The following is a 22,817-nucleotide window of genomic DNA, read 5'->3' as shown; positions in this document are numbered from 1 at the left end:
ACGGTCCAACCAAGCATTTGTCCCGTCTCGGATGATCTGGTCCGGGTGAGGCAGGCACGCCCAGCCCGACCGATGCTGGGTGTGCCTGCCTCCACGCAAGCCTCCCGATGCCCGTCGTCTCCGCTCACGGACCGTGCGGAACCACCGGCACAGACCCGCGGCTCGTCCGAGGACTCGCCCCCTTGGCGTACAGGTTTCTCAAGAACATCTGTCCGGTTACCGATGCATCCACGGCAAGCACACTCATGATTCCGAGGAGAGGCTGGTTGCTGTGACGTCAGCATCGGTTCCGCAGTCGCTGGACCCGCTCGCGCTCGCCGTCGACGATCTGCGGGCCGGACGGCCGGTCATCGTCGTCGACGACGCGGACCGCGAGAACGAGGGGGACCTGGTCATGGCGGCCGAGTTCGCGACCGCCGAGGCCCTGGCATTCTTCGTCCGCTGGACGAGCGGGCTGATCTGCGCGCCGATGGCCCCCGAGATCGCCGACCGGCTGGAGCTGCCGCTGATGGTCCCGCCCGCCCCCGGAACGGACACCATCGAGACCACCGCCTACACGGTCTCCGTGGACGCGGTCGGCGTCGGCTCGGGCATCTCCGCCGCGGACCGGGCCCTGACCGTGCGCACCCTGGCCGACCCCGCCACCCGGCCCGAGGAGCTGATCCGGCCCGGGCACGTGCTCCCCCTGCGGGCCCGCCCCGGCGGGATCGCCGAGCGGCGCGGACACACCGAGGCGAGCGTCGATCTGCTGCGCCTGGCCGGGCTGTCACCGGTCGCGGTGATCAGCGAGGTCTGCGAGGACGACGGCTCCACCGCCGGCTTCGACCGCCTGCGCGCCTTCGCCGACGAACACGGACTGGCACTGGTCTCCATCGAGCAGTTGTCGCAGGGGCTGCGGCTCGCGGACACGGCGACGGTGTGACCCTGGTGCTGCGGGCGACGGTCTTCGACCTGGACGACACCCTCATCGACACAGCGGACGCCTGGCCGCGGGTGTGCGCCGACTTCACCGCCCGCCACGGTCACCCCTGGCGGCCCCAGGACACCGCCGCGCTGCACGGCAACGGCAGCTGGGCCTCGTACGTCGCCGGCCTGTGCGGCGGCGCGGCCACCACCGCCGAGGTCGTCGACACCTGCACCACCGCGATGGTCGACGCCTGCGCCGCGGGAGAGATCCGGGCCCTGCCCGGCGCCATCGAGCTGGTCCTCGAAGCCGAACGCCACGGGCCCGTCGGCGTGGCCACCGCCAGCCCCCGCCGTTTCGTCCGGGCGGTCCTCGAACACCTGGGCCTGGCCAAGAGGCTGCGGGCCGTGGTGTGCGGCGAGGACGTGGCCCGCGTCAAACCCGCACCGGACCCCTACCTGCGCGCGGCGGCCGAGCTCGGCATCCCGTCGTCCTGGTGCCTGGCCGTGGAGGACTCCCCGGCCGGCATCCGCTCGGCCGTCGCCGCCGACATGCGCGTCCTCGCCATCCCCCGCGCGGCCATGACCCTGCCCGACGGCATCGCCCACCTGCCCACGGCCCAGGCCCGCACCGCGACCGAAGCACTCCCACTGCTGACCCGGCTGCTCGCCTCCCGGCCCGCATCCCTCATCCCCGAAGAAACCACCACATGAACACCGGAAACGAGCCCGCCACCGGACAGATCCGCCCTCCGACTCCGCTACGGCAGGCGGCCGGACCCAGCACGGGGCTCCCGAAGCCGTGGCGGACGTAAGCGAAGCCGGCACGGGGCGTGGCCAGCCATCTGCGCGCATGAGATACAGCGGAGGTCACGCCAGCCTGGTTCATGCCGCCTTCGGGGATGGTGATCTTCACAGAACGGAGCTGATTCGAGACGCCTCGGCGGTCCCAGATCGCGTCGCCGCAGCCAGCGCAACGGAGTGCAGCGACGACACCCTCGTCTCCGGCGACTACTGCGAGGTGGTCGTCCACAGGACCTGCACCATCCCAATCCCCGACGCAGCATCGGTCACCATCGAGACCCGGCTCTACGTTCACCCCAACCTCCGTGCTCAACGCGACCACCAGCGCGTCCGTACGGGGGCGGAGCAGCCTCCGCCTCCGCCCCTGGTCCTTGGTGGTCGTGGCTGGGCCTTGGCCCTGAGGCCGTGAAGGTGAGGGGGCCAGCCGCGACGTCGCGGAAGGGAACGGCCTCAGCGATCACACTTGACCGGCCCACGCATCAGCCCGCCCGACCAGCGGCACAGCGTGCCTGACGCCCCATCAGAACGAGCGTCGCGAGCGTCATTTCAGCGTCAAGATATCGCCCGTAACGCCCACACCGCACATAACACGCACCCACAAACCCGCAGGTCAGGACACCTTGGCCACAGGCTCAAGGATCGCCACGCACTCCACATGATGAGTCATCGGGAACAGGTCGAACGCCCGAAGCGTCCGCACCCGATACCCCCCATCCCGGAAGTACGCCAGGTCCCGAGCCAGCGCAGCCGGATCGCAAGCCACATAAGCGATCTTCCGCGCCCCGAGCGACGACAGGTGCTCCACGGTCTTCTTGCCCGCCCCCGCCCGCGGCGGATCGAGGACGATCAGGTCGACCTCGCTGATCCCCGTCCGCGGCAGCACGCTCTCGACCTTGCCCTGCTCGATCCGCACCCGCTCGAACCCGGCGAGATTGTGCCGCGCGTCCTCGACCGCGCGCTTGCCGGACTCGATGCCGAGGACCGCGCCCTTGTCGCCGAGGCGGTCGGCCAGCGCGCCGGCGAAGAGGCCGACGCCGCAGTACAGGTCGAGAGCCATGTCGCCCTTGCGCGGCAGCAGGCCCTGCATGACCGCCTTGACGAGGGTGTCCGCGGCCATCGGGTGGACCTGCCAGAAGCCGCCGCTGCCGACGCGGTACGTACGGCCGTCGGCCCGTTCGCGCACGAACGCGCGGCCGTGGACACGGTGGATGCCGCCGTCGTGCTCCTCGACGCGCATGACGGAGACGGGGCGTTCGAGCTCGACCAGGGGCAGGCGCGCGCCGGGGCGGGGCTCCAGGATGACCATGCGGTCCTGGGAACCCGTCGCCGCGATCGCCTCGACCGAGGCCATGCCGGACCAGTCGCGCTCTTCGATGCCCAGCTCGCTGACGCCCGGCGCCGCGATCATGCAGTGCTCGACCGGCTCGACCTCGTGCGAACGGTGCTTGCGCAGACCGGCGTTGCCGTCGACGTCCACCGCGTACTGCACGCGCGTGCGCCACCGCGGCACCTGGCCCGCGGGCAGCTTGTCGCCCTCGGCCGGCATCACCGTGCCGTCCCAGCCGGCCTCCTCGGGCGTGAGCCCCGCGAGCCGCTGCAGCTGCTCGGTGATGACTTCGCCCTTGAGGCGGCGCTGGGCGCCGGGCTTGGCGTGCTGCCAGTCGCAGCCGCCGCAGCGCCCGGGGCCGGCGTACGGACAGGGCGCCTCGACCCGGTCCTTGGACTCGTCCAGGATCGTCACCGCGTCGGCACGCAGGAACCGCGCGCCCTCCTCGCCGTCGGTGACCCGCGCGACGACGCGCTCACCGGGCAGCGCGTGCCGGACGAACAGCACCTGCCCCTCGGACGTACGGGCGATGCAGTGCCCGCCATGGGCGACGGGGCCCACCTCGACCTCGTACTCCTCCCCCACCAGCGATTTCTTCGGTTCTGCCTGCATGGCGGGGTGACTCCAAATGCGAAAGGGGGCGAGCGAAAGGACGTGCCAAGGGGAACGGCCGGACAACAGCCCACCAGTCTACGTGGACCCCGCCCGACCGCTCACCACAAAGCCGTCCCGGCCAGAGCCGGGCCGGAGCCCGGCTAGAGCTTGGACTTCGGAGACTCGCTGTGCCGCTCCTCCGCGGGACCCCGCCGCACCGCACCCGGCGCACTCCACTCCTGCCGCTTCCGCGCCCGGTTCTTCGCCGCCTCGGAGGACTCCAGCTGGTACGGCACCGACGTCACCATCACGCCCGGCGTGAACAGCAGCCGGCCCTTGAGCCGCAGCGCGCTCTGGTTGTGCAGCAGGTGCTCGTACCAGTGGCCGACGACGTACTCGGGGATGATCACGGACACCGCGTCGCGCGGCGACTCCTTCCGCAGCCCCTTCACGTACTCGATGATCGGCCGCGTGATCTCCCGGTACGGCGAGTCCAGCACCTTCAGCGGTACGTCGATCCCGCGCCGCTCCCACTCCTCGCGCAGCGCCTTGGTCTCCGCCGGGTCCACGTTGACGCTGAGCGCCTCCAGGGTGTCCGAGCGCATCAACTTGGCGTAGGCCAGGGCCCGTAGAGCCGGGCGGTGGATCTTGGAGATCAGCACGACCGAGTGGACACGGGACGGCCGGAGGCTGTCGTCGCTCGGGCCCTCGGGGGCCGCGATCTCCTCGGCGACCCGGTCGTAGTGCTTACGGATCGCGGTCATCGTGGCGTAGAAGATGCACATGCCGAGCAGCGCCACCCAGGCGCCGTGCGTGAACTTCGTGACCAGGACGACGACCAGCACCAGGCCGGTGAAGAACGCGCCGAAGGTGTTGATCGCGCGGGAGCGGACCATGTGGCGGCGCTTGGCCTGGTCCTTCTCGGTGGCCAGGTGGCGGTTCCAGTGCCGGACCATGCCGGTCTGGCTGAGGGTGAAGGACACGAACACGCCCACGATGTACAGCTGGATCAGCCGGGTCGAGTCGGCGCCGTAGATCGCCAGCAGCAGGGCGGCCGTCCCGGCGAGCAGCACGATGCCGTTGGAGAAGGCCAGGCGGTCGCCCCGCGTGTGCAGCTGGCGCGGGAGGTACCGGTCCTGGGCGAGGATCGAGCCGAGCAGCGGGAAGCCGTTGTACGCCGTGTTGGCGGCCAGGAACAGGACCAGCGCGGTGGCCGCGGCGAGCACGACGAACAGGAAGCTGCCCTTGCCGAACACCGCCTCGGCGACCTGCGAGATCACCGGGTTCTGGACGTAGCCGGAGCCGATCGCCACGCCGTTGTGGAGCAGGTCGGTGCCCGGGTTCTCGGCCATGCGGACCTTGGTCGTCATGGCCAGCGCGATGATCCCGCAGAACATCGTGACGGCCAGGATGCCCATCGCCGCGAGGGTGGTCGCCGCGTTCTTCGACTTGGGCTTGCGGAAGGCCGGGACGCCGTTGGAGATCGCCTCGACACCGGTGAGGGCCGCACAGCCGGAGGAGAAGGCGCGCAGGAGCAGGAAGACCAGGGCGAAGCCCGCCAGGCCCTGGTGTTCGGCCCTGATGTGGTAGGCGGCGGTCGGCGCGCGCATGGTGTCGCCGAGGACGAGTCCGCGGAAGGCGCCCCACGCGATCATGACGAAGACGCCCGCGACGAAGACGTACGTCGGGATCGCGAACAGCGAGCCGGACTCCTTCACCCCGCGCAGGTTCATCAGCGTGAGCAGCACCACGACGGCGACCGCGCAGATCACCTTGTGCTCGATCACGAACGGGATCGCGGAGCCGAGGTTCTCGATACCGGAGGCGATCGACACGGCCACGGTGAGGACGTAGTCGACGAGCAGGGCGCTGGCGACGGTGAGGCCGGCCTTGGGGCCGAGGTTGGTGGTGGCCACCTCGTAGTCGCCGCCGCCGCTGGGGTAGGCGTGCACGTTCTGCCGGTAGGAGGCGACCACGGTGAACATCAGCACCACGACCGCGACCGCGATCCAGGGGCTGAAGTGGTACGCCGACACGCCCGCGATGGAGAGGACCAGCAGCACCTCGCCGGGCGCGTACGCCACGGAGGACAGCGGGTCGGAAGCGAAGACGGGGAGTGCGATGCGCTTCGGAAGGAGCGTTTCGCCCAGCCGGTCGCTGCGCAGTGCGCGCCCGATGAGGATGCGCTTGGGCACGTCGGTCAGTTTGGACACAACAGAGGATCGTAGGCCTTCGAACAGGCGATCCTCTACTTTCCCCCGCCTTACCTCCTGTCATCTGCCTCACGAGTGAAATAAGGGACGAGTGGAGTTGCGGATTCCGTCAAGATCGCCGACTCCGTGTCTATATGACAAAACCCCGCTCCCCACCGCCTCCTGGAGGTCCTGTGCCCGCGACCGCAGAGCTGATCGGCGCCCTGGCCGCCCTCGTCGGCCTCGGAATCCTCACCCTGGCCAGCGTGCGCAGCATCGGCCGCCGCTGACGCACAGGGGTGCCCCCAAAGGACCGGACGTGTGTACTTTGGCCTCGGTCTGAGACCCTGATGGGGCTGAGCATTGATTTCAGGACACCGGAAGGACGGTCGTGCACATCGTCATCATGGGCTGCGGCAGAGTGGGTTCCGCTCTCGCCCAGACCCTGGAGCAACAGGGGCACACGGTCGCCGTGATCGACCAGGACCCCACCGCCTTCCGTCGGCTGGGCCCCGGATTCGGCGGCCGCCGGGTCACCGGGGTCGGCTTCGACCAGGACACCCTGCGCGAAGCCGGCATCGAGGAGGCGGGCGCGTTCGCGGCCGTCTCCAGCGGTGACAACTCGAACATCATCTCCGCGCGGGTCGCCCGCGAGATGTTCGGCGTGGAGAACGTCGCGGCCCGTATCTACGACCCCCGCCGCGCCGAGGTCTACCAGCGCCTGGGCATCCCCACCGTGGCCACGGTCCGCTGGACCGCCGACCAGATGCTGCGCCGGCTGCTGCCCTCGGGCGCGGAGCCGCTGTGGCGGGACCCCACCGGCGGTGTCCAGCTCGCCGAGGTGCACGCCTCGGCGGCCTGGGTCGGCCAGCGGATCAGCAAGCTGCAGGAGGAGACGGGCGTCCGCGTGGCGTTCCTCACCCGTCTCGGCGAGGCGATGCTGCCCTCTTCGCAGACCGTGTTGCAGGAGGGCGACCTCGTGCACGTGATGATGCGTACGGACGAGGTCGACAAGGTCGAGGCGGCGTTCGCCAAGGGTCCCGAAGAGGAGGGCGGTCACTGATGAGGGTCGCCATTGCCGGAGCCGGCGCGGTCGGACGTTCGATCGCCGGTGAGCTGCTGGAGAACGGTCACGAGATCCTTCTCATCGACAAGGCCCCGACCGCGATCTCGGTCGAGCGGGTCCCCCAGGCGGAGTGGCTGCTGGCCGACGCCTGCGAGATCACGTCCCTGGACGAGGCGGCGTTGCAGCGCTGCAACGTCGTGATCGCCGCGACCGGCGACGACAAGGTCAACCTCGTCGTCTCCCTCCTCGCGAAGACGGAGTACGGCGTCCCGCGCGTCGTCGCCCGCGTCAACAACCCCAAGAACGAATGGCTCTTCAACGAGTCCTGGGGCGTCGACGTGGCCGTCTCCACCCCCCGTCTGATGTCGGCCCTGGTCGAGGAGGCGGTGTCGGTCGGCGACCTCGTCCGCCTCCTCCGCTTCAGCCACGGCGACGCCAACCTCGTCGAACTCACCCTCCCCGAGGAGTCCGCGCTCGCGGGCACCCAGGTCGGCGACGTGGAATGGCCCGAGGACACGTCCCTGGTCACGATCATCCGCGGCACCCGCGTGCTGACACCGTCCAGGGAAGACTCCTTGGAGGCGGGCGACGAGCTGCTGTTCGTGGCGGCTCAGGCGCGCGAGGAGCAGCTGGAGGACTTGCTGTCGGTACGCCGGGAGGACGCGGCGAGCTGACCCCTTCGGGGATACGACGAGGAGGGGCGCCCTGAGATCTCAGGGCGCCCCTCCTCGTCGTAGCGAAAGTGGCGAAGGCGGCGGACGCGCTATGCGTCGCGACGGTGCCGTCCCGACGTGGCGTCCTGGGCCTCGCCAGAGGCCTCGGCCGCGGCCTTGCGCTCCTTCTCGGCCTGCTCCTCCGCCTCCATCTCCGCGAACACGTCGATCGGCGCGGGCGCCTTCGCGAGGAAGACCCAGGTGAGCCAGACGGCGAGGAGGAAGGGCGGGATCTTCAACGCGACCAGGACCCAGCCGAGTTGGGCCGTGTTGGCCCACCAGTAGAGCGGGAAGAGGATCGCGCACTTGGCGAGCAGGATCAGGCCCCAGGCCCAACTGGCCTTCGCGTAGGCCTTCTTGCGGCCGGGGTTGCGGGTCCGCCAGGAGAGGTTCTCCTTGAAGACCGGCCCGAGGATGAGGCCGATCAGCGGGACGCCGGCGAGGGTCGTGACAATGTACGCGAGTGCGAGCCCCAACGTGTAGAGCATGCCCGGCAGATAGAAGTTCTTGGCGTTGCCCGTCATCATCGCGAAGACGACGCCGAAGGCCACGCCGAAGACCCCGCTGAAGGCGTGCTTGACGGTGTCCCGGGTGGCCAGCCGGACCACGACCAGGGCGAGCGCCACGGCCAGCGCGGCGATCGCCGACCAGTGCAGGTTCTTGTTGACGGTGAAGATGCTGACGAAGAGCAGGCCGGGCAGGACCGTTTCGATCATGCCGCGCAGTCCGCCGAACGCCTCGAAGAGGGCCGCCTCGGTCACCGCCCGGACATCCTGCTCGCTGTCTTCGGCGTCCACGGTGTCCGCGGTCGGCTTGTCGAGCGACGTCACCGGCTACTCCCGTCCGAGGGGTCTCAGTTCGTATTTCGGGTTGAAGAGCACGCGGCGGCCTCTGCTCATCGAGATCCGGCCGGACGCGATCAGCTTGCGCCCCGGTTCTATCCCCACGATGGAGCGCCTGCCGAGCCACACCACGTCCAGGGCTGCCGAACCGTCGAACAGCTCGGCCTCCAGGGCCGGAACTCCCGCCCGGGGGCGCAGCGTGACCGTGCGCAAGGTACCAGTAACCGTCACGATCTGTCGGTCGTGGCAGTCGCCGATCCGGACACAGCCCTCGGTCTCGGCGTCCTCACGCAGCTCCTCCGACTCCAGGTCCTCCTGCGAGGTGGAGAGCCGGTCGAGCATGCGCCGGAACCGTCCGGCCGGCTTTTCGGAACGAGGGACAGCGCTCATATCTGAAGCGTACCGGGGTCCGCTGACAGCCACGTACCCACGGCCCTAGGGCCTGTGTGATGTCGTGATCAATCGTGCCGATCTGGATCCGTCTGGAACGCGGATCCGGTAGGAAGGCGTTCGTGACGCGCAGGCAACTCAGCGACGAGCAGTGGCAGTTGATCGAACCGTTCCTGCCGATAGGCGATTACGGTCCGTACCCTGAGCGGCTGCGTAAGCAGTTCGAGGGGGTGATCTGGCGGTTCCGCACCAGCAGCCAGTGGCGGGAGATGCCGGGCGAGTTCGGCCCATGGCCGACGGTCTACGGCCGCTTCCGCGTCTGGAGGGACGCCGGCGTCTTCACCGCATTACTGGAAGGCATGATCGCTGAGGCCGCCCGCCAGGAGCAGGCCGACTTGTCCCTGGTCAGCGTGGACTCCACCACCGTCCGTGCCCACCACGACGCCGCCGGGATGCGCATCGGCAAGGAAGTCATGGACGCCCTCGAGGAAGCCGCCGCCGACCAGGAACGGGCCCGGCAAAAGGGGGCGGCCCGCCGGAACAGAACGGACAGGACGGACGCGACGCCCCCGGCCGGGAAGAACTGCGGCACCTCAGGCGACGGCGCAAGCTCCGTCTGAAGGAAGCCCTGCTCGGCAGGTCCCGAGGCGGGCTGACGAGCAAGATTCATCTCGCTGCGGACCGCAAGTGCCGTCCCTTGTCGTTCGTCCTGACCGCGGGACAGGCTGCTGACAGCCCGCAATTCGCCCCCGTGCTGCAGAAGGTGCGGGTCCGTCTGCCGGTCGGCCGTCCCCGAACCCGGCCCGGGGCTGTCGCCGCGGACAGGGCCTACTCATCCCGCGCCAACCGCTCCTACCTGCGCAAACGCAGCATCAAGGCCGTCATCCCGGAGAAGAAGGACCAGGCCGCCAACCGGAAGAGGAAAGGCAGCCGGGGCGGCCGGCCCACAGGTCACGACGCCGATCTCTACAAGGAACGGAACACCGTCGAGCGCCTGATCAACAAGCTGAAGGCCTGGCGGGGCATCGCGACTCGATACGACAAGACGCCCGAGAGCTATCTCGCCGGCCTCCACCTCCGCGCCTCGATGATCTGGATCAACGACCTGCTGCAAGCAACCGCTTGATCACGACATCACACAGGCCCTAGCGCTCGAACCGGTAGCCCATACCGGGCTCCGTGATGAAGTGCTTCGGATGCGCGGGGTCCGTCTCCAGCTTGCGCCGCAGCTGTGCCATGTACACGCGCAGATAGTTCGTCTCGGTCCCGTACGACGGCCCCCACACCTCCTGGAGCAGCTGCTTCTGGCTGACCAGCCGCCCGGTGTTGCGCACCAGCACCTCCAGCAGATGCCACTCCGTGGGGGTGAGCCGTACGTCCCGCCCGTCCCGGTGGACCTTCTTGGCGGCCAGGTCGACGGTGAACTCCTCGGTCTCGACCAGGACGTCGTCCTCGCCGCCCCCGGTGGGCTCGGCCCGGCGCACGGCGGCCCGCAGCCGGGCCAGCAGCTCGTCCATGCCGAAGGGCTTGGTGACGTAGTCGTCGGCACCCGCGTCCAGCGCCTCGACCTTCTCGTCGGAGGAGTGCCGCGCGGACAGCACCAGGATCGGCACCCGGGTCCACCCCCGCAGCCCCCGGATCACCTCGACGCCGTCCATGTCGGGCAGCCCCAGGTCGAGGACGACCACGTCCGGGTGGCGGGAGGCGGCGAGATCGAGGGCGGTCTTGCCGTCGGCGGCCGCGTCGACCTCGTACTTCCGCGCCTTGAGGTTGATCACGAGGGCCCGCACGATCTGCGGCTCATCCTCGACCACGAGGACCCTGGTCATGAGGCCTGCCTTTCCGGTTGTACGTCAAACACGTCATGCGCGTCATCTACGACGCCGTCCGCCGCGCGGAGCGTGAGCACCATGGTGAGGCCGCCGCCGGGCGTGTCCTCGGCGTTCAGGGTGCCGTTCATCGCCTCGGTGAAGCCGCGCGCCACGGCGAGACCGAGTCCCACTCCGGCGCCGCGCGGGGCGTCGCCATAGCGCTGGAAGGGCTCGAAAATGCGGTCCTTGGCCGCGTCCGGGACTCCCGGGCCCCGGTCGACCACCCGCACCTCCACGCGGTCGGCGATGGCGCTGGCGGACACCAGGACGGTTTCGCCGGGCGGGCTGTACTTGACCGCGTTCTCGACCAGGTTGGCCACCGCCCGCTCCAGCAGCCCGGGGTCGACGGCCACCATGGGCAGCGTCTCCGGGATGTCGAGTTCGGCGCTGCCCTCGGGGACCCCGCCCAGCGCCATCGGCACGACCTCGTCGAGGTCTATCTCGCGGATGATCGGCGTGACCGTGCCGGTCTGCAGGCGGGACATGTCGAGCAGGTTGCCCACGAGGTGGTCGAGCCGGTCGGCGCCGTCCTCGATGCCCTCCAGCAGCTCGGCCTGGTCCTCCTCGGACCACGCCACGTCGTCGGACCGCAGACTCGACACGGCCGCCTTGATGCCGGCCAGCGGGGTCCGCAGATCGTGGCTCACGGCCGCCAGGAGGGCCGTACGGATGCGGTTGCCCTCGGCGAGCGCGCGCGCCTGGTCGGCCTCCTCCCGTAGGCGCCTGCGATCCAGGACTACGGCGGCCTGGGCGGCGAAGGCGGCGAGGACCCGGCGGTCCGAGGCCGGCAGCACCCGGCCGGTCAGCGCGAGGGCCATGTGGTCGCCGACCGGCATGTCCACATCGCCGTCCTCGGGCCGCTCCAGCGGCGCGCCCACGCCGACCCGGCCGGCGCAGGTCCAGGGGTCCACGTCGCTCTTGCGCTCCAGCAGCGCCACGGACTCCATGCCGAAGGTCTCCCGGACCCGCTCCAGGAGCGCCTCAAGGCTGGTCTCGCCGCGCAGCACGCTGCCCGCGAGGAAGGACAGGATCTCGGACTCGGCACGCAGTCTGGCGGCCTGCTGGGTGCGTCGCGCGGCGAGGTCCACCACGGAGGCCACGGACACGGCGACGCCGACGAAGATCGCGATGGCGACGATGTTCTTGGGGTCGGCGATCGTCAGCCGGTGCAGCGGGGGCGTGTAGTAGTAGTTCAGCAGGAACGAGCCGAGGGCCGCCGAGACCAGCGCCGGCAGCAGCCCGCCGAGCAGCGCCGCGGCCACCGTCAGCGACAGGAAGAGCAGCATGTCGTTGGCGAGGCCAAGATGGACGGCGTTCAGCAGCAGCGCGAGCCCCACCGGCCCGACGACCCCGACCAGCCACCCCGAGACGATCCGGGCCCGCCCGAGCCGCGCGCCCCGGGACACGGGCAGCCCGCGCCCCTTGGCGACCTCTTCGTGGGTGACGATGTGGACGTCCAGGTCGGGCCCCGACTCGCGGGCGACCGTGGCACCCACCCCCGGTCCGAAGACGTACTGCCAGGTCTTGCGCCGGGAGGAGCCGAGGACGATCTGCGTGGCGTTCACCCCGCGCGCGAAGTCGAGCAGCGCGGCCGGGATGTCGTCGCCGACGACGTGGTGGAAGGTGCCGCCGAGGTCCTCGGCGAGCGTGCGCTGGAGGGCGAGTTCCTTCGGGGAGGCCGAGGTCAGCCCGTCGCTGCGCGAGATGTAGACGGCCAGCACCTCACCGCCGGCCCCCTTCTCGGCGAGCCGCGCGGCCCGCCGTATCAGCGTCCGTCCTTCGGGGCCGCCGGTGAGTCCTACGACGATCCGCTCGCGGGAACCCCAGATCGCCGAGACCTGGTGCTCGCTGCGGTACTCCTGGAGGTACTCGTCGACCCGGTCGGCCACCCACAGGAGCGCCAACTCCCGCAGGGCGGTGAGGTTTCCGGGCCGGAAGTAGTTCGACAGGGCCGCGTCGACCTTGTCGGGCTTGTAGATGTTGCCGTGCGCCATGCGGCGGCGGAGCGCCTGGGGCGACATGTCGACGAGTTCGATCTGGTCGGCCCGGCGGACGACCTCGTCCGGGACGGTCTCCTGCTGCCGTACGCCGGTGATCGACTCGACGACATCGCCAAGGGACTCAAGGTGCTGAATGTTGACGGTGGACACCACATCGATGCCGGCCGCGAGCAGCTCCTCGATGTCCTGCCAGCGCTTGGTGTTGCGGGAGCCCGGGATGTTGGTGTGGGCGAGTTCGTCCACCAGGGCGACGGCGGGGGGCCGGCGCAGCACCGCGTCGACGTCCATCTCGGTGAAGACGGTCCCCCGGTACGCCAGCTCCACGCGCGGGACCTGCTCCAGGCCGTGGAGCATCACCTCGGTGCGGGCCCTCCCGTGGTGCTCCACGAAGGCGACCACGCAGTCGGTGCCCCGCTCCACCCTGCGGTGGGCCTCGGACAGCATGGCGTACGTCTTGCCGACGCCCGGTGCCGCACCGAGGTAGATCCGAAGCTTGCCGCGTCCCATGGCCCCATTGTCTTCCCGTCACACCCGTGTACGCAGCGTCGACTTTACGGCCAATAAGTCCGACAAATGGGGTGACCGGTGCGCTCCGGGACGTCTTTGACGCAACCCTGATGCCCGTACGGCACCGTACGGGCATCAGGGTCCGGCGCTGTTCAGGAGGTTCAGTTGGGGTTGTCGCCGTGGGTCAGGGTCTCCCAGGCCACGAAGAGGTTGTTGCTGCCGGCCGGGCGGTTGTTCAGGGTGAGTGTCTGGGTGTTGGTCATCGCGATGCCCAGGCGGTTGTGCAGGGCGTTGTAGCCGACCTCGGTGACCGGCCCGAGCCCGAGGGTCAGCGACCCGCCGCACAGCCAGCTCGGCACAGCCGTCCCCAGCTGGTACTTGGCCTGGAACCCGAGCGCCTGCCGCAGCCGCTCCCCCACGTCGGTGCCGTAGAGGTCGGTGCCCTGGATCCGGCTGGTCTCGGCGACGTGCGAGATCGACGAGAGGCCGTACCCGGTGTGCGTGAAGTCGCGGCACGTCTCCTGGGTGAGCCCGGTGACGAAGGTCGACTGGCCCTGCCAGTAACTGACGATCTTCGCCGTGGTGTTGAGGTTCTGGCTCGGCACGGTCTTCGGTACGGAACCGTCCGAGGCGAGGTAGATGTACGCGGCCGTCCGCGTCCGGAAGATCGCCATGGCCTTGTCGTACGACGTCTTGTCCTCAAGGAAGACGGAGATGCCGACGGCGGCGTCCATCATCGTCAGCTCCCAGTTCCCGTTGGAATTGGAGCCGTTGATGATCTCGGGCAGGTACACGTTGCGGAGCATGGTCGCGAAGCGGGCCGAGTTGGTCCACGTCCCGGTGTACGTGTACTTGATGATCTCGGCGGCCTTGGGCCAGGAGGAGCCTGCCCAGCCGGTCTGCAGGGGCGCGTTGCTGTTGGTGTGGCTGGTGATCGTGGCCGACCAGGCGTCCATGATCTCGATGGCCTTCTGGGCGTAGCGCGCGTCCTTGGTGATGTACCAGGCGAGCGCGTCGGTGTAGGCCGCGATCGCGTCCTCGCGCTCGTCGGTGCAGCCGTAGTTGGGGTTGGAGTACGAGCCGCACTCGACGACGGCTCTGGGCTTCGGGGTGCGGGTCAGGCTGGCGTAGGAGCTCGCCATCATCTGGTCGTAGGCGCCCTTCCAGGGCTGGGCGCCGGCGAGGACCTCGGTGCGGGCGAAGTCCAGCTGGCTCCGGGAGACGTCGACTCCGGGGTGGACGAAGGTGGCGGGGGCCGCCTGGGCGGCGGTGCCTGGCTGGGCGAAGAAGCCCAGGACCAGGGCGGTGACGACGGAGAGCAGGGCAGCGCGGCGCACGGTGACTCCGTTCTCGTATGTGAACACAGAGCACCCTCATGAACTTGGGCGTTGAGCCGAGACCATAGGTACGGACCAATAAGCCGTCAAGAGTGCGCGCACGACGAAGGGCCGCACCCCGAGGAGGGGTACGGCCCTTTCGTGTCTGTCTGTTCCGGCTAGCGGACCTCGGTGATCTCCGGTCCGCGCTGCAACTGGCCCATGCCGCCGGAGAAGCGGGAACCCGCCTCCTCCTGCTGGACGCCCTCGGGAACCATCTGGGCGTCGTTCGGCAGCTTCAGGACGATCGGGTCGCGGGGCGCCATCGGGCCCTCGCCGCGCACGACGACCGTGTCCCGGAAGATCTGCTCCAGCAGCCCGGCCGCCTGCGGCTGCACCGCGCCCTGCCCGGAGATCACCCCGCGCAGGAACCAGCGCGAACCGTCCACACCAACGAACCGCACGACCTGGAAACCGCCCGTGCCGTCCGGCAGTTGCACCGGAACCTGCGCGCGCAGCTCCCAGCCCAGCGGCCCCTCGACCTCGTCGACGATGCCGCCCTGCTGGGTGATACCGCTGGCGATCTCCTCGCGGACCTCACCCCAGATGCCCTCGCGCTTGGGAGCGGCGAAGGCCTGCAACTGGACGGCACTGTCCTTGAGGACCACGGTGGCGGCGACGATCGCGTCACCCGCGACCTCGACCCGCAGCTCCATGCCGTCGACTCCCGGCACGAACAGACCGCCCAGGTCCACCCGGCCCTCGGCGGGGTCGCCGATCTCCGAGTCGTCCCAGGGTCCGTCGGGGCGGGGCTCCGGCTCAAGCTTCACGCGCTCGGCCGATCCGTCCGCCTCAGTGTCGACATCGTCGACGACCTGCTCGGCCTCGCTCGCCGCGTCCTCGGCGGCAGTGCCCTTCTTGCGACGTCCGAACACGTCACTGTCCTTCCCGGTCGGATACGACCGAAGCGTATCGATTCCCACCCGTGGTGCCGCCCACGGCGGCGTGACCGCCGGTGGACCCGAAGCCCCCCTCGGCCCGCGCCGAATCGGGAAGCTCCGCCACCTCCTGGAAGCGGACCCTCTCGACCTGCTGGACGACCAGCTGGGCGATCCGGTCGAAGCGCTCGAACCGAACCGACTCGTACGGGTCGAGATTCACCACGATCACCTTGATCTCCCCACGGTACCCGGCATCAACCGTCCCCGGGGCATTCACCAGGGCAACACCGCAGCGGGCGGCGAGCCCCGAACGAGGGTGCACGAAGGCCGCGTACCCCTCGGGGAGAGCGATAGACACCCCCGTGGGCAGTACGGCCCGTTCACCCGGCTTCAGTTCCCGGCTCTCGGTGGTCCGCAGATCGGCTCCCGCGTCACCGGGATGCTCGTACGACGGAAGCGGTACGTCCGGGTCGACGCGGCGGATCGACACGTCCAGAGGGCTACGGCTCACGGGTTCACCTCGAAGGCACGGGTACGCCGGACCTGGTCCGGGTCGTCCATGGCGGCCCGGATCTCCTGCGGGCGGCCGTTGTCGATGAAGTGGTCGACCTTCACCTCGACGAAGAGGGCGTCGGCGCGCACGGCGACGGGCCCGTCGGGGCCGCCGATGCGTCCGGTGGCGGTCGAGTAGATCTTCCGGCCGGCCACGGCCGTCACCTCGGCCTCCAGGTACAGCACGGTGTCCACGGGCACCGGCCGGACGAAGTCGGTCTCCAGGCGGCCGGTCACCGCGATCGTCCGCAGCAGCCAGTTCAGCGAACCGAGGGTCTCGTCCAGCGCGCTGGCGAGCACCCCGCCGTGCGCGAGACCCGGGGCGCCCTGGTGGGCGGCCCGCACGGTGAACTCGGCGGTGATCGTCACGCCCTCACCGGCCCGCGCCTCCAGGTGCAGCCCGTGCGGCTGCTCGCCGCCACACCCGAAACACTGTTCGTAGTGCGCACCGAGCAGCTCGCCCGGCGCGGGCGCGTCAGGGTGCCGCACCGGTTTCACGGCGTCGGACGGGGGCTTAAGAGCTGGAGAAGTACCACTCACAGCCGCAGACCTTACCCGCGCGTCGGTGGGTTCCGGACACCGTGCCAAGCTTGGCTCCATGCAGCTTTCCGCCTCCCCCTACGACGAGCGCCTCACCGCCCCCCGTTCGTGGTGGTTCATCTCGTTCCTGGTCGGCGTCTCCTTCGCCCTGATCCTGCTGCCCTTCGGCACCCTGCCGCTGCTCGGCGGCCTGGTCGGCGGCACCGCGGCCGCATCCGTCATGGCCAGCTCCTACGGCTCGCTCCGCATCCGGATCGTGGGCGACCAGCTGATCGCCGGCGAGGCGAAGATCCCGGTGACGGCCCTGGGCGAGGCGGAGATCCTGGACCCGGAGGAGGCGCGCGCCTGGCGGACCTACAAGGCCGACACCCGCGCCTTCCTGCTGCTCCGCTCGTACATCCCGAGGGCACTGCGCGTCGAGGTCACCGACCCGGACGACCCGACGCCGTACCTGTATCTGTCGACCCGTGAGCCGGAGCGGCTGGCGGAGGCGATCAAAGCGGCACGGGCAGCCTCGGCGTAGTCCATCGCGCCCAACATCTCGCCTTGATAACGCCCCCGACGAGTTACCACGAAAATGGATCATGCCTGGCAAAGTAGTTGCCTGTCATGCGCAGTTCATTTTCGATTGAGAGGGAATCTACATGGGGCTCAAGAAACGCGTGGCATCGCTGCTCGGCGTCGGAGGGCTCCTGGGAGCGTCCTTCGTCGGCCTGAGCGCCCCGGCCGCCAGCGCGGCCAGTGTGTGCGACGTGTCGTACATCGTGAGCAACAAGGCCAGCGGGTACGGCCGCTTCGAGGGCGCCACCACTATGCGAGTCAGGCCGTACTCGGCATGTGGCTCCGTGGGCACCTTCGTCTCCGGTACGAAGTTCTACTACTGGTGCACCGTAGAGAACAGCTACGGCAACACCTGGATCTACGGGCGCATCGACGGCACCCAGACCAAGGGCTGGGTCTACAACTACGACGTCTCGTGGGACGGCGGCACGACAGCCGACTGCTGACGGTCACGCATCAGGCCCCGCGAGGATACGCGGGGCCCGATCACCGCCCGAGTTCCTTCGGGATCTCGCCCATTCTGAGCGGGTCCGGCGGGGTCTCCAGGGGTGGCAGTTCGGGCAGCGCGTCCCACGGGACCTGGGCCTTGCGCAGGTCCTTGCGGATGCGCTCGGCGAGTTTCCTGGTGTCCCGGCGGTTCATGACCGCTCCGACGGCGGCGCCGACCATGAAGGGCATCAGGTTCGGCAGGTCGCGGACCATGCGTTTCATGATCTGCTGGCGCAGCTCGCGCTTCATGTGGCCGTTCAGCGCGGCGCTCATGGTCGACGGTTTGGTCACGTCGATACCGCGCTCCCCGGACCAGGAGTTCAGATACGTGGTGCTGCGCTGCCGGAGGTCGCCGGGCGGACGGGCGCCGTAGACCTCGTAGAGCTCGGCGATCAGCTTCAGCTCGATCGCGGCGACGCCGGTGATCTCGGCGGCCAGTTCGGTGGGCATCGCGGGCGGCACCGGCAGCATCGCCGCGGCACCGATGCCCGCACCGACCGTCGATGTCGCGTTGGCGGCGCCCGCCACGAGTTTGTCGGCGAGCTGTTCGGAGCCGAGGCCCGGAAACTGTCGCCGAAGCGCCTGAAGGTCCCGTACGGGGATCCGCGGGGCTATGTCGATGATCCGGTCGGCGAGGTACGCCAGACCGGCCCTGGCCCGGCTGCCGCCCTTACGGACGCCTTCCCTGGCCTTGTCCCGGATCACCGCCGCCCGTCGTTTGGCGACGGGGGCGGCTGCGGGAACGTCCGCCGACACCGGGAGGTCAGCCCGGTCGGCCGCCGGTTCGAGCGAGGCTGATCCAGGTTCGGATGAGCCCCGCTCGTCGTCACGCGCGCCATGAGGACCGTCTGTCGGCCCTTCGTCCGCTCCTGGCCTACGGGAGCGGCGCTTCCAGGGTGGGGTCGAGCCAGTCACGGCCGACCCCGCCTCAGTCGCAGTCGCGGCAGATCGGCTGGCCGTTCTTCTCGCGGGCCAGCTGGCTGCGGTGGTGCACCAGGAAGCAGCTCATGCAAGTGAACTCGTCCTGCTGCTTGGGCAGCACCCGGACGGCCAGCTCTTCGTTCGAGAGGTCCGCTCCGGGCAGCTCAAGGCCCTCGGCGGCCTCGAATTCGTCGACGTCCACTGCGGAAGTCGACTTGTCGTTCCTACGCGCCTTGAGTTCTTCAAGGCTGTCCGAGTCGACGTCGTCGTCGGTCTTGCGTGGGGTGTCGTAATCCGTTGCCATGTCGCGCTCTCCCCCTCTGGGTGTCTGCGGTGTCTCCAGCGCACGTAACGCGTGAGAGGCCGGACTTGTGCCCGACCTGAGGCGGAGATTTTGCCTCACATCAAGGTCTGTTACTCAATCGACACCCAACCGGACCCCTCAAGAGTGATCGGCTTGGATGGCGAAGGGGACCGTACACGGTCCTCGTGCCGCTCTTCAAAGGCACCTCATCGTGTACTTCCCGTGATCAAGACCCTCGAAAACCCGGATTTTCCCGGCTTTCCGACAGGGTGCATGATCACGGAGAGTAGATGGCCTGAAAATCGCGCTTGTGATCGATCACACACGGGGTTGCCGGAGAAGCGGCCAGAAAATTCCGCGCAAAGCGAACATCCTCGTGTGTCGGCGACATGATCTCAGATGGGCAGGGTGACTCGCATCACGAGTCCACCCCCCTCACGCGGCTGGGCCGAGATATGGCCGCCGTGTGCGCGCGCCACGGACCGCGCGATCGACAGCCCGAGGCCCACACCCTTGTCGCTGCCCGTCCGCTCCGTACGCAGCCGTCTGAAGGGCTCGAAGAGGTTGTCGATCTCGTACGCCGGGACCACCGGACCCGTGTTCGAGACTATGAGCACCGCATGGCCGTGCTGGACCTCGGTGGTGACCTCGACCCAGCCGTCCTCCGGCACGTTGTACCGCACCGCGTTCTGCACCAGGTTCAGGGCGATCCGCTCCAGCAGGACGCCGTTGCCCTGGACGACCGCGGGTTTCTGCTCGCCACGGATCACCACGCCCTTGGCGGCGGCCTCGCCGTGCACCTGGTCGACAGCCTGCTCGGCGACCTCGGCGAGGTCCACGGGCTTGCGCTCCACGATCTGGTTGTCGCTGCGGGCGAGCAGCAGCAGACCCTCGACGAGCTGCTCGCTGCGCTCGTTGGTGGCGAGCAGCGTCTTGCCGAGCTGTTGCAGCTCCATGGGGGCGCCTGGATCGGACAGATGCACTTCCAGGAGCGTGCGGTTGATCGCCAAGGGGGTGCGCAGCTCGTGCGACGCGTTCCCCACGAAGCGCTGCTGGGCGGTGAAGGCCCGCTGCAGCCGCTCCAGCATCTCGTCGAAGGTGTCCGCGAGCTCCTTCAACTCGTCGTCCGGGCCGTCCAGTTCGATCCGCCGGGACAGGTCCGAGCCCGCCACCGCGCGGGCGGTGCGGGTGATCCGGCCGAGCGGGGACAGCACCCGGCCCGCCATCGCGTAGCCGAACGCGAAGGCGATGATCGCGAGGCCGAGCAGGGCCAGCAGGGAACGGCTGAGGAGGTTGTCCAGGGCGACTTGGCGCTGGTGGTCGATGCACTCGCTGATCGCGGCGTTGAACTGGCCCAGCGGGATGTTGCTCGCGTTGTTCACCGCGGTGCAGCTGTCGCTGGTGACCTTGATCGAATCGCCGTCGACGATCTTGAACAGTGGTTCGTTGCCCGTGTTCAGCGCCTGGGCGGCGAGCAGGTAGATGATCGACAGCAGCAGGATGCCGGCGATCAGGAACATGCCGCCGTACAGCAGCGTGAGCCTTATGCGGATGGTGGGACGCAGCCAGGGGAACGGCGGTTCGGGCCTTCTGGGATCCCATGTGGGCTTCGGGGGCGCCTGGGGAGGCGCGGGGGTCGTGGCCACGGTGGATCAGATCCGGTAGCCGGAGCCGGGGACGGTGACGATGACCGGGGGCTCGCCGAGCTTGCGGCGCAGGGTCATCACGGTGACACGCACGACGTTGGTGAACGGGTCCGTGTTCTCGTCCCAGGCCTTCTCCAGGAGCTGCTCCGCGGAGACGACGGCACCCTCGCTGCGCAGCAGCACCTCCAGGACGGCGAACTCCTTGGGCGCGAGCTGGACTTCCTTGCCGTCGCGGAACACCTCGCGGCGGTTCGGGTCGAGCTTGATGCCGGCCCGCTCCAGGACGGGCGGCAGCGGCACGCTGGTGCGCCGGCCGAGGGCACGCACGCGTGCCGTCAGCTCGCTGAACGCGAAGGGCTTGGGCAGATAGTCGTCGGCGCCGATCTCCAGGCCCTCGACACGGTCGCTGACGTCGCCGGACGCGGTGAGCATCAGCACACGGGTGGGCATGCCGAGCTCGACGATCTTGCGGCAGACGTCGTCGCCGTGCACGAGCGGGAGGTCACGGTCGAGGACGACCACGTCGTAGTCGTTGACGCCGATGCGCTCCAGGGCGGCCGCCCCGTCGTACACGACGTCGACGGCCATGGCCTCCCGGCGCAGTCCGGTGGCCACCGCATCGGCGAGCAGCTGCTCGTCCTCGACGACGAGTACGCGCACGTCGCTTGTCCTTCCTCTGTCCACCCGCGTAGCGCGCCTCGGCGCACGCGGGCAGGGTCTTCGTGGCTGTGTGACCTCCATCCTGCCCTTTTCGGCCATAAGTCGGCTGTAAGGCGGCCGGGCGCGAGATGAAGGTCGGGTGTGAGGCCCGGGAATGCGGGATTTTCTCGGTGGGTTGAGGTTTCCACGGAAGGGAGCGGGGGGAGGACGGATTTACACCCCGCGATCACGCTCTGCACGTGGCAAGCCACCTTGTGGTACGTCCAACCGCTTCCGCAGAGCGGGCGTGGGTGTCCGGCACCGTCGCCGCCCAGCCAGGGCAGCGCTGGGCACCCCATACCGCAGACGTGATCGCCCCTTCCGGACGGCACACCCCCGTGCCAAACGACCCACGACCCAGGACGAGGGGGCGCAGCATGGACGCATTCACCGCAGGACTTCTGCAGCGCATAAGGGCGACCGAGACCGACCTGACGCGGGCTCGTGACGAGGGCGACGACTTCCTCGTCGAGGTGGAACAGGCCGAGCTCGACGACCTGCGCCGCCTCGCCGCCGACCACGGTGTGGAGGTCGGCGCGACGAGCGTCTGATCAGCGCAAACAGCAGAAAAGCAGGCCCCTGGCGAATCCAGCGCCGGGGGCCCGCCGCTTTCCACCGTCGGCCACCCAGCGCGCGGAGGCCCGAAGGGTCGAGCACGGTGGGACTCTCGACACCGGCTCCCAGCGCCCCGAAGGCGACCGAACCAAAAGAGGTGCGCGCACGGTGCCTACTCAACACGGGCCCACCCGCGCGGCACCTTCCCAACACCGGCCCAGGCGCTCACCTTTCCCCCACCGCCCCAGACCCCCCGACCACCCAAGTCAGTCGTGCCAGGCCCCGAAGTCCTCCAACAGCCGCTGGAGGGGCTCGAAGACGCCCGGGGTGCCCGCGATCGCCAGATCGCGTGCGGGGCGTTCTCCGGGGCGTCCACCGGTCAGGGCGCCCGCCTCACGGGCGATCAGGTCCCCCGCGGCGAGGTCCCACGGGTTCAGCCCCCGCTCGTAGTATCCGTCCAGGCGCCCCGCGGCCACGTCGCACAGATCGACCGCCGCCGAACCGCCCCGCCGGATGTCACGCAGCAACGGGATCAACTTCTGCGCCACATCGGCCTGGTGGGTGCGGACCTCGGTGACGTAGTTGAAGCCGGTTGAGACCAACGCCTGCTCCAGGGGTGCCACGGGGCGGCAGGCGAGCCTGCGTTCGCCCTCCCACGCGCCCGTGGCCCACGCCCCGCCGCCGAGCACCGCGTGGAACGTCTCGCCGCGCATCGGGACCGCGACGACCCCGGCGACGGTCTCGCCGCCCAGCTCGGCGGCGATGGAGACGGACCAAGTGGGCAGTCCGTACAGGTAGTTGACCGTGCCGTCGAGCGGGTCGATGATCCAGCGGACGCCGCTGGTACCTGTGACGGAGGCTCCCTCCTCGCCCAGGAAGCCGTCGTCGGGGCGCTGTTCGGAGATCAGGTCGGTGATCAGCTTCTCGGCCGCGATGTCCATCTCGGTGACGACGTCGATCGGGCTGGACTTCGTGGCGGCGACCGCGAGGTCGGCCGGGCGGCCGTCCCGCAGCAGGGCGCCGGCCTTGTGGGCGGCTTCCTGGGCGAGTGCGAGCAGTTCCTGGTGCAGGGGGTCGGTCACGG

The 22,817-nt window shown here is 69.5% G+C and carries 22 protein-coding genes and 1 pseudogene; 8 read left to right on the top strand and 15 right to left on the bottom strand.

Annotation, left to right across the window (positions count from 1 at the left end; translation table 11 throughout):
* Positions 1-271 precede the first annotated feature (271 nt).
* Positions 272-922: a 3,4-dihydroxy-2-butanone-4-phosphate synthase gene (gene ribB, locus OG496_RS40580; protein ID WP_405974382.1), complete on the top strand. Its 651-nt coding sequence runs from the start codon at positions 272-274 to the stop codon at positions 920-922.
* Complete coding sequence (locus OG496_RS40575) at positions 919-1,617, top strand: HAD family hydrolase (protein WP_405974381.1); 699 nt, start codon at positions 919-921, stop codon at positions 1,615-1,617. The genes ribB and OG496_RS40575 overlap by 4 nt, the downstream gene beginning before the upstream one ends.
* Positions 1,618-2,317: 700 nt before the next feature.
* On the opposite strand, the gene OG496_RS40570 is transcribed toward OG496_RS40575, so the two are convergent.
* Both OG496_RS40570 and OG496_RS40565 read right to left on the bottom strand, forming a co-directional pair.
* Positions 2,318-3,646: a class I SAM-dependent RNA methyltransferase gene (locus OG496_RS40570; protein ID WP_366493324.1), complete on the bottom strand. Its 1,329-nt coding sequence runs from the start codon at positions 3,644-3,646 to the stop codon at positions 2,318-2,320.
* A gap of 143 nt (positions 3,647-3,789) precedes the next feature.
* Positions 3,790-5,841: an APC family permease gene (locus OG496_RS40565; protein ID WP_366493325.1), complete on the bottom strand. Its 2,052-nt coding sequence runs from the start codon at positions 5,839-5,841 to the stop codon at positions 3,790-3,792.
* Positions 5,842-6,211: 370 nt separating this feature from the next.
* On the opposite strand from OG496_RS40565, the gene OG496_RS40560 reads away from it, so the two are divergent.
* A complete protein-coding gene (locus OG496_RS40560; protein ID WP_033283949.1) occupies positions 6,212-6,883 on the top strand; it encodes a TrkA family potassium uptake protein in 672 nt (223 codons plus the stop codon).
* Positions 6,883-7,560 carry a TrkA family potassium uptake protein gene (locus tag OG496_RS40555; RefSeq protein WP_019061074.1) on the top strand — a complete coding sequence of 226 codons (678 nt, stop codon included), beginning with the start codon at positions 6,883-6,885 and terminating at the stop codon, positions 7,558-7,560. Before OG496_RS40560 ends, OG496_RS40555 begins: the two co-directional genes overlap by 1 nt.
* Before the next feature lie 89 nt (positions 7,561-7,649).
* Here OG496_RS40555 and OG496_RS40550 read toward each other — a convergent pair whose 3' ends face one another.
* Complete coding sequence (locus tag OG496_RS40550; protein ID WP_399396797.1) at positions 7,650-8,429, bottom strand: DUF3159 domain-containing protein; 780 nt, start codon at positions 8,427-8,429, stop codon at positions 7,650-7,652.
* 3 nt (positions 8,430-8,432) lie between these two features.
* Positions 8,433-8,831 carry an OB-fold nucleic acid binding domain-containing protein gene (locus tag OG496_RS40545; RefSeq protein WP_200678990.1) on the bottom strand — a complete coding sequence of 133 codons (399 nt, stop codon included), beginning with the start codon at positions 8,829-8,831 and terminating at the stop codon, positions 8,433-8,435.
* A 122-nt stretch (positions 8,832-8,953) separates the two neighbouring features.
* Here OG496_RS40545 and OG496_RS40540 point away from each other — a divergent pair.
* A pseudogene (locus OG496_RS40540) lies at positions 8,954-9,957 on the top strand (IS5 family transposase).
* A 19-nt stretch (positions 9,958-9,976) separates the two neighbouring features.
* On the opposite strand, the gene OG496_RS40535 reads toward OG496_RS40540, so the two are convergent.
* The 6 genes from OG496_RS40535 to OG496_RS40510 all read right to left on the bottom strand — a co-directional run bounded on the left by OG496_RS40535 (position 9,977) and on the right by OG496_RS40510 (position 16,558).
* Positions 9,977-10,660 (bottom strand): response regulator, encoded by a 684-nt coding sequence (locus tag OG496_RS40535; RefSeq protein WP_329349180.1) that lies wholly within the window; start codon positions 10,658-10,660, stop codon positions 9,977-9,979.
* Entirely contained in the window at positions 10,657-13,209 is a 2,553-nt protein-coding gene (locus OG496_RS40530) for an ATP-binding protein (protein ID WP_405974380.1), read from the bottom strand. The genes OG496_RS40535 and OG496_RS40530 overlap by 4 nt, the downstream gene beginning before the upstream one ends.
* A gap of 161 nt (positions 13,210-13,370) precedes the next feature.
* Entirely contained in the window at positions 13,371-14,546 is a 1,176-nt protein-coding gene (locus OG496_RS40525; RefSeq protein ID WP_399396801.1) for an alginate lyase family protein, read from the bottom strand.
* Between the two features lie 158 nt (positions 14,547-14,704).
* Entirely contained in the window at positions 14,705-15,460 is a 756-nt protein-coding gene (locus tag OG496_RS40520; RefSeq protein WP_366493330.1) for a DUF3710 domain-containing protein, read from the bottom strand.
* A 1-nt stretch (position 15,461) separates the two neighbouring features.
* On the bottom strand, positions 15,462-15,977 hold the full coding sequence (gene dut / locus OG496_RS40515) for a dUTP diphosphatase (RefSeq protein ID WP_366493331.1): 516 nt from the start codon (positions 15,975-15,977) through the stop codon (positions 15,462-15,464).
* On the bottom strand, positions 15,974-16,558 hold the full coding sequence (locus OG496_RS40510; RefSeq protein WP_366493332.1) for a PaaI family thioesterase: 585 nt from the start codon (positions 16,556-16,558) through the stop codon (positions 15,974-15,976). The genes dut and OG496_RS40510 overlap by 4 nt, the downstream gene beginning before the upstream one ends.
* Before the next feature lie 58 nt (positions 16,559-16,616).
* Between OG496_RS40510 and OG496_RS40505 the strand changes: the two genes are divergently transcribed.
* Together OG496_RS40505 and OG496_RS40500 are read left to right on the top strand one after the other, a co-directional pair.
* The gene (locus OG496_RS40505; RefSeq protein ID WP_405974379.1) at positions 16,617-17,081 is read left to right on the top strand and encodes a DUF3093 domain-containing protein; all 465 of its coding nucleotides are present in this window, start codon (positions 16,617-16,619) and stop codon (positions 17,079-17,081) included.
* 121 nt (positions 17,082-17,202) lie between these two features.
* On the top strand, positions 17,203-17,565 hold the full coding sequence (locus OG496_RS40500) for a hypothetical protein (RefSeq protein ID WP_405974378.1): 363 nt from the start codon (positions 17,203-17,205) through the stop codon (positions 17,563-17,565).
* Positions 17,566-17,605: 40 nt separating this feature from the next.
* Here OG496_RS40500 and OG496_RS40495 read toward each other — a convergent pair whose 3' ends face one another.
* From OG496_RS40495 to OG496_RS40480, 4 genes are all read right to left on the bottom strand, one after another.
* Complete coding sequence (locus OG496_RS40495; RefSeq protein ID WP_405974377.1) at positions 17,606-18,523, bottom strand: hypothetical protein; 918 nt, start codon at positions 18,521-18,523, stop codon at positions 17,606-17,608.
* 13 nt (positions 18,524-18,536) lie between these two features.
* Positions 18,537-18,833, bottom strand: a complete 297-nt coding sequence (locus tag OG496_RS40490; RefSeq protein ID WP_005481602.1) for a DUF4193 domain-containing protein — start codon at positions 18,831-18,833, stop codon at positions 18,537-18,539.
* A gap of 395 nt (positions 18,834-19,228) precedes the next feature.
* Positions 19,229-20,479: a sensor histidine kinase gene (locus OG496_RS40485; RefSeq protein ID WP_405974376.1), complete on the bottom strand. Its 1,251-nt coding sequence runs from the start codon at positions 20,477-20,479 to the stop codon at positions 19,229-19,231.
* Between the two features lie 6 nt (positions 20,480-20,485).
* The gene (locus OG496_RS40480; RefSeq protein ID WP_010983842.1) at positions 20,486-21,139 is read right to left on the bottom strand and encodes a response regulator transcription factor; all 654 of its coding nucleotides are present in this window, start codon (positions 21,137-21,139) and stop codon (positions 20,486-20,488) included.
* Between the two features lie 416 nt (positions 21,140-21,555).
* Between OG496_RS40480 and OG496_RS40475 the strand changes: the two genes are divergently transcribed.
* On the top strand, positions 21,556-21,729 hold the full coding sequence (locus OG496_RS40475; RefSeq protein WP_019061061.1) for a hypothetical protein: 174 nt from the start codon (positions 21,556-21,558) through the stop codon (positions 21,727-21,729).
* 270 nt (positions 21,730-21,999) lie between these two features.
* Here OG496_RS40475 and OG496_RS40470 read toward each other — a convergent pair whose 3' ends face one another.
* Positions 22,000-22,815 (bottom strand): inositol monophosphatase family protein, encoded by an 816-nt coding sequence (locus OG496_RS40470; protein ID WP_405974375.1) that lies wholly within the window; start codon positions 22,813-22,815, stop codon positions 22,000-22,002.
* Between the last annotated feature and the right edge of the window lie 2 nt (positions 22,816-22,817).

The organism is Streptomyces sp. NBC_00988, from assembly GCF_045162645.1.
Classification (GTDB): domain Bacteria; phylum Actinomycetota; class Actinomycetes; order Streptomycetales; family Streptomycetaceae; genus Streptomyces.
Note: the sequence above shows the minus strand (reverse complement) of the source record. Positions and strands in the feature narration are given on the sequence as shown.

Excerpts from the sequence above, each read along its gene's own strand:
- OG496_RS40570 (WP_366493324.1), bottom strand. The coding sequence starts at position 3,646 with ATGCAGGCAGAACCGAAGAAATCGCTGGTGGGGGAGGAGTACGAGGTC.
- OG496_RS40555 (WP_019061074.1), top strand. The coding sequence starts at position 6,883 with ATGAGGGTCGCCATTGCCGGAGCCGGCGCGGTCGGACGTTCGATCGCC.
- OG496_RS40545 (WP_200678990.1), bottom strand. The coding sequence starts at position 8,831 with ATGAGCGCTGTCCCTCGTTCCGAAAAGCCGGCCGGACGGTTCCGGCGC.
- OG496_RS40535 (WP_329349180.1), bottom strand. The coding sequence starts at position 10,660 with ATGACCAGGGTCCTCGTGGTCGAGGATGAGCCGCAGATCGTGCGGGCC.
- OG496_RS40530 (WP_405974380.1), bottom strand. The coding sequence starts at position 13,209 with ATGGGACGCGGCAAGCTTCGGATCTACCTCGGTGCGGCACCGGGCGTC.
- OG496_RS40505 (WP_405974379.1), top strand. The coding sequence starts at position 16,617 with ATGCAGCTTTCCGCCTCCCCCTACGACGAGCGCCTCACCGCCCCCCGT.
- OG496_RS40500 (WP_405974378.1), top strand. The coding sequence starts at position 17,203 with ATGGGGCTCAAGAAACGCGTGGCATCGCTGCTCGGCGTCGGAGGGCTC.
- OG496_RS40490 (WP_005481602.1), bottom strand. The coding sequence starts at position 18,833 with ATGGCAACGGATTACGACACCCCACGCAAGACCGACGACGACGTCGAC.
- OG496_RS40475 (WP_019061061.1), top strand. The coding sequence starts at position 21,556 with ATGGACGCATTCACCGCAGGACTTCTGCAGCGCATAAGGGCGACCGAG.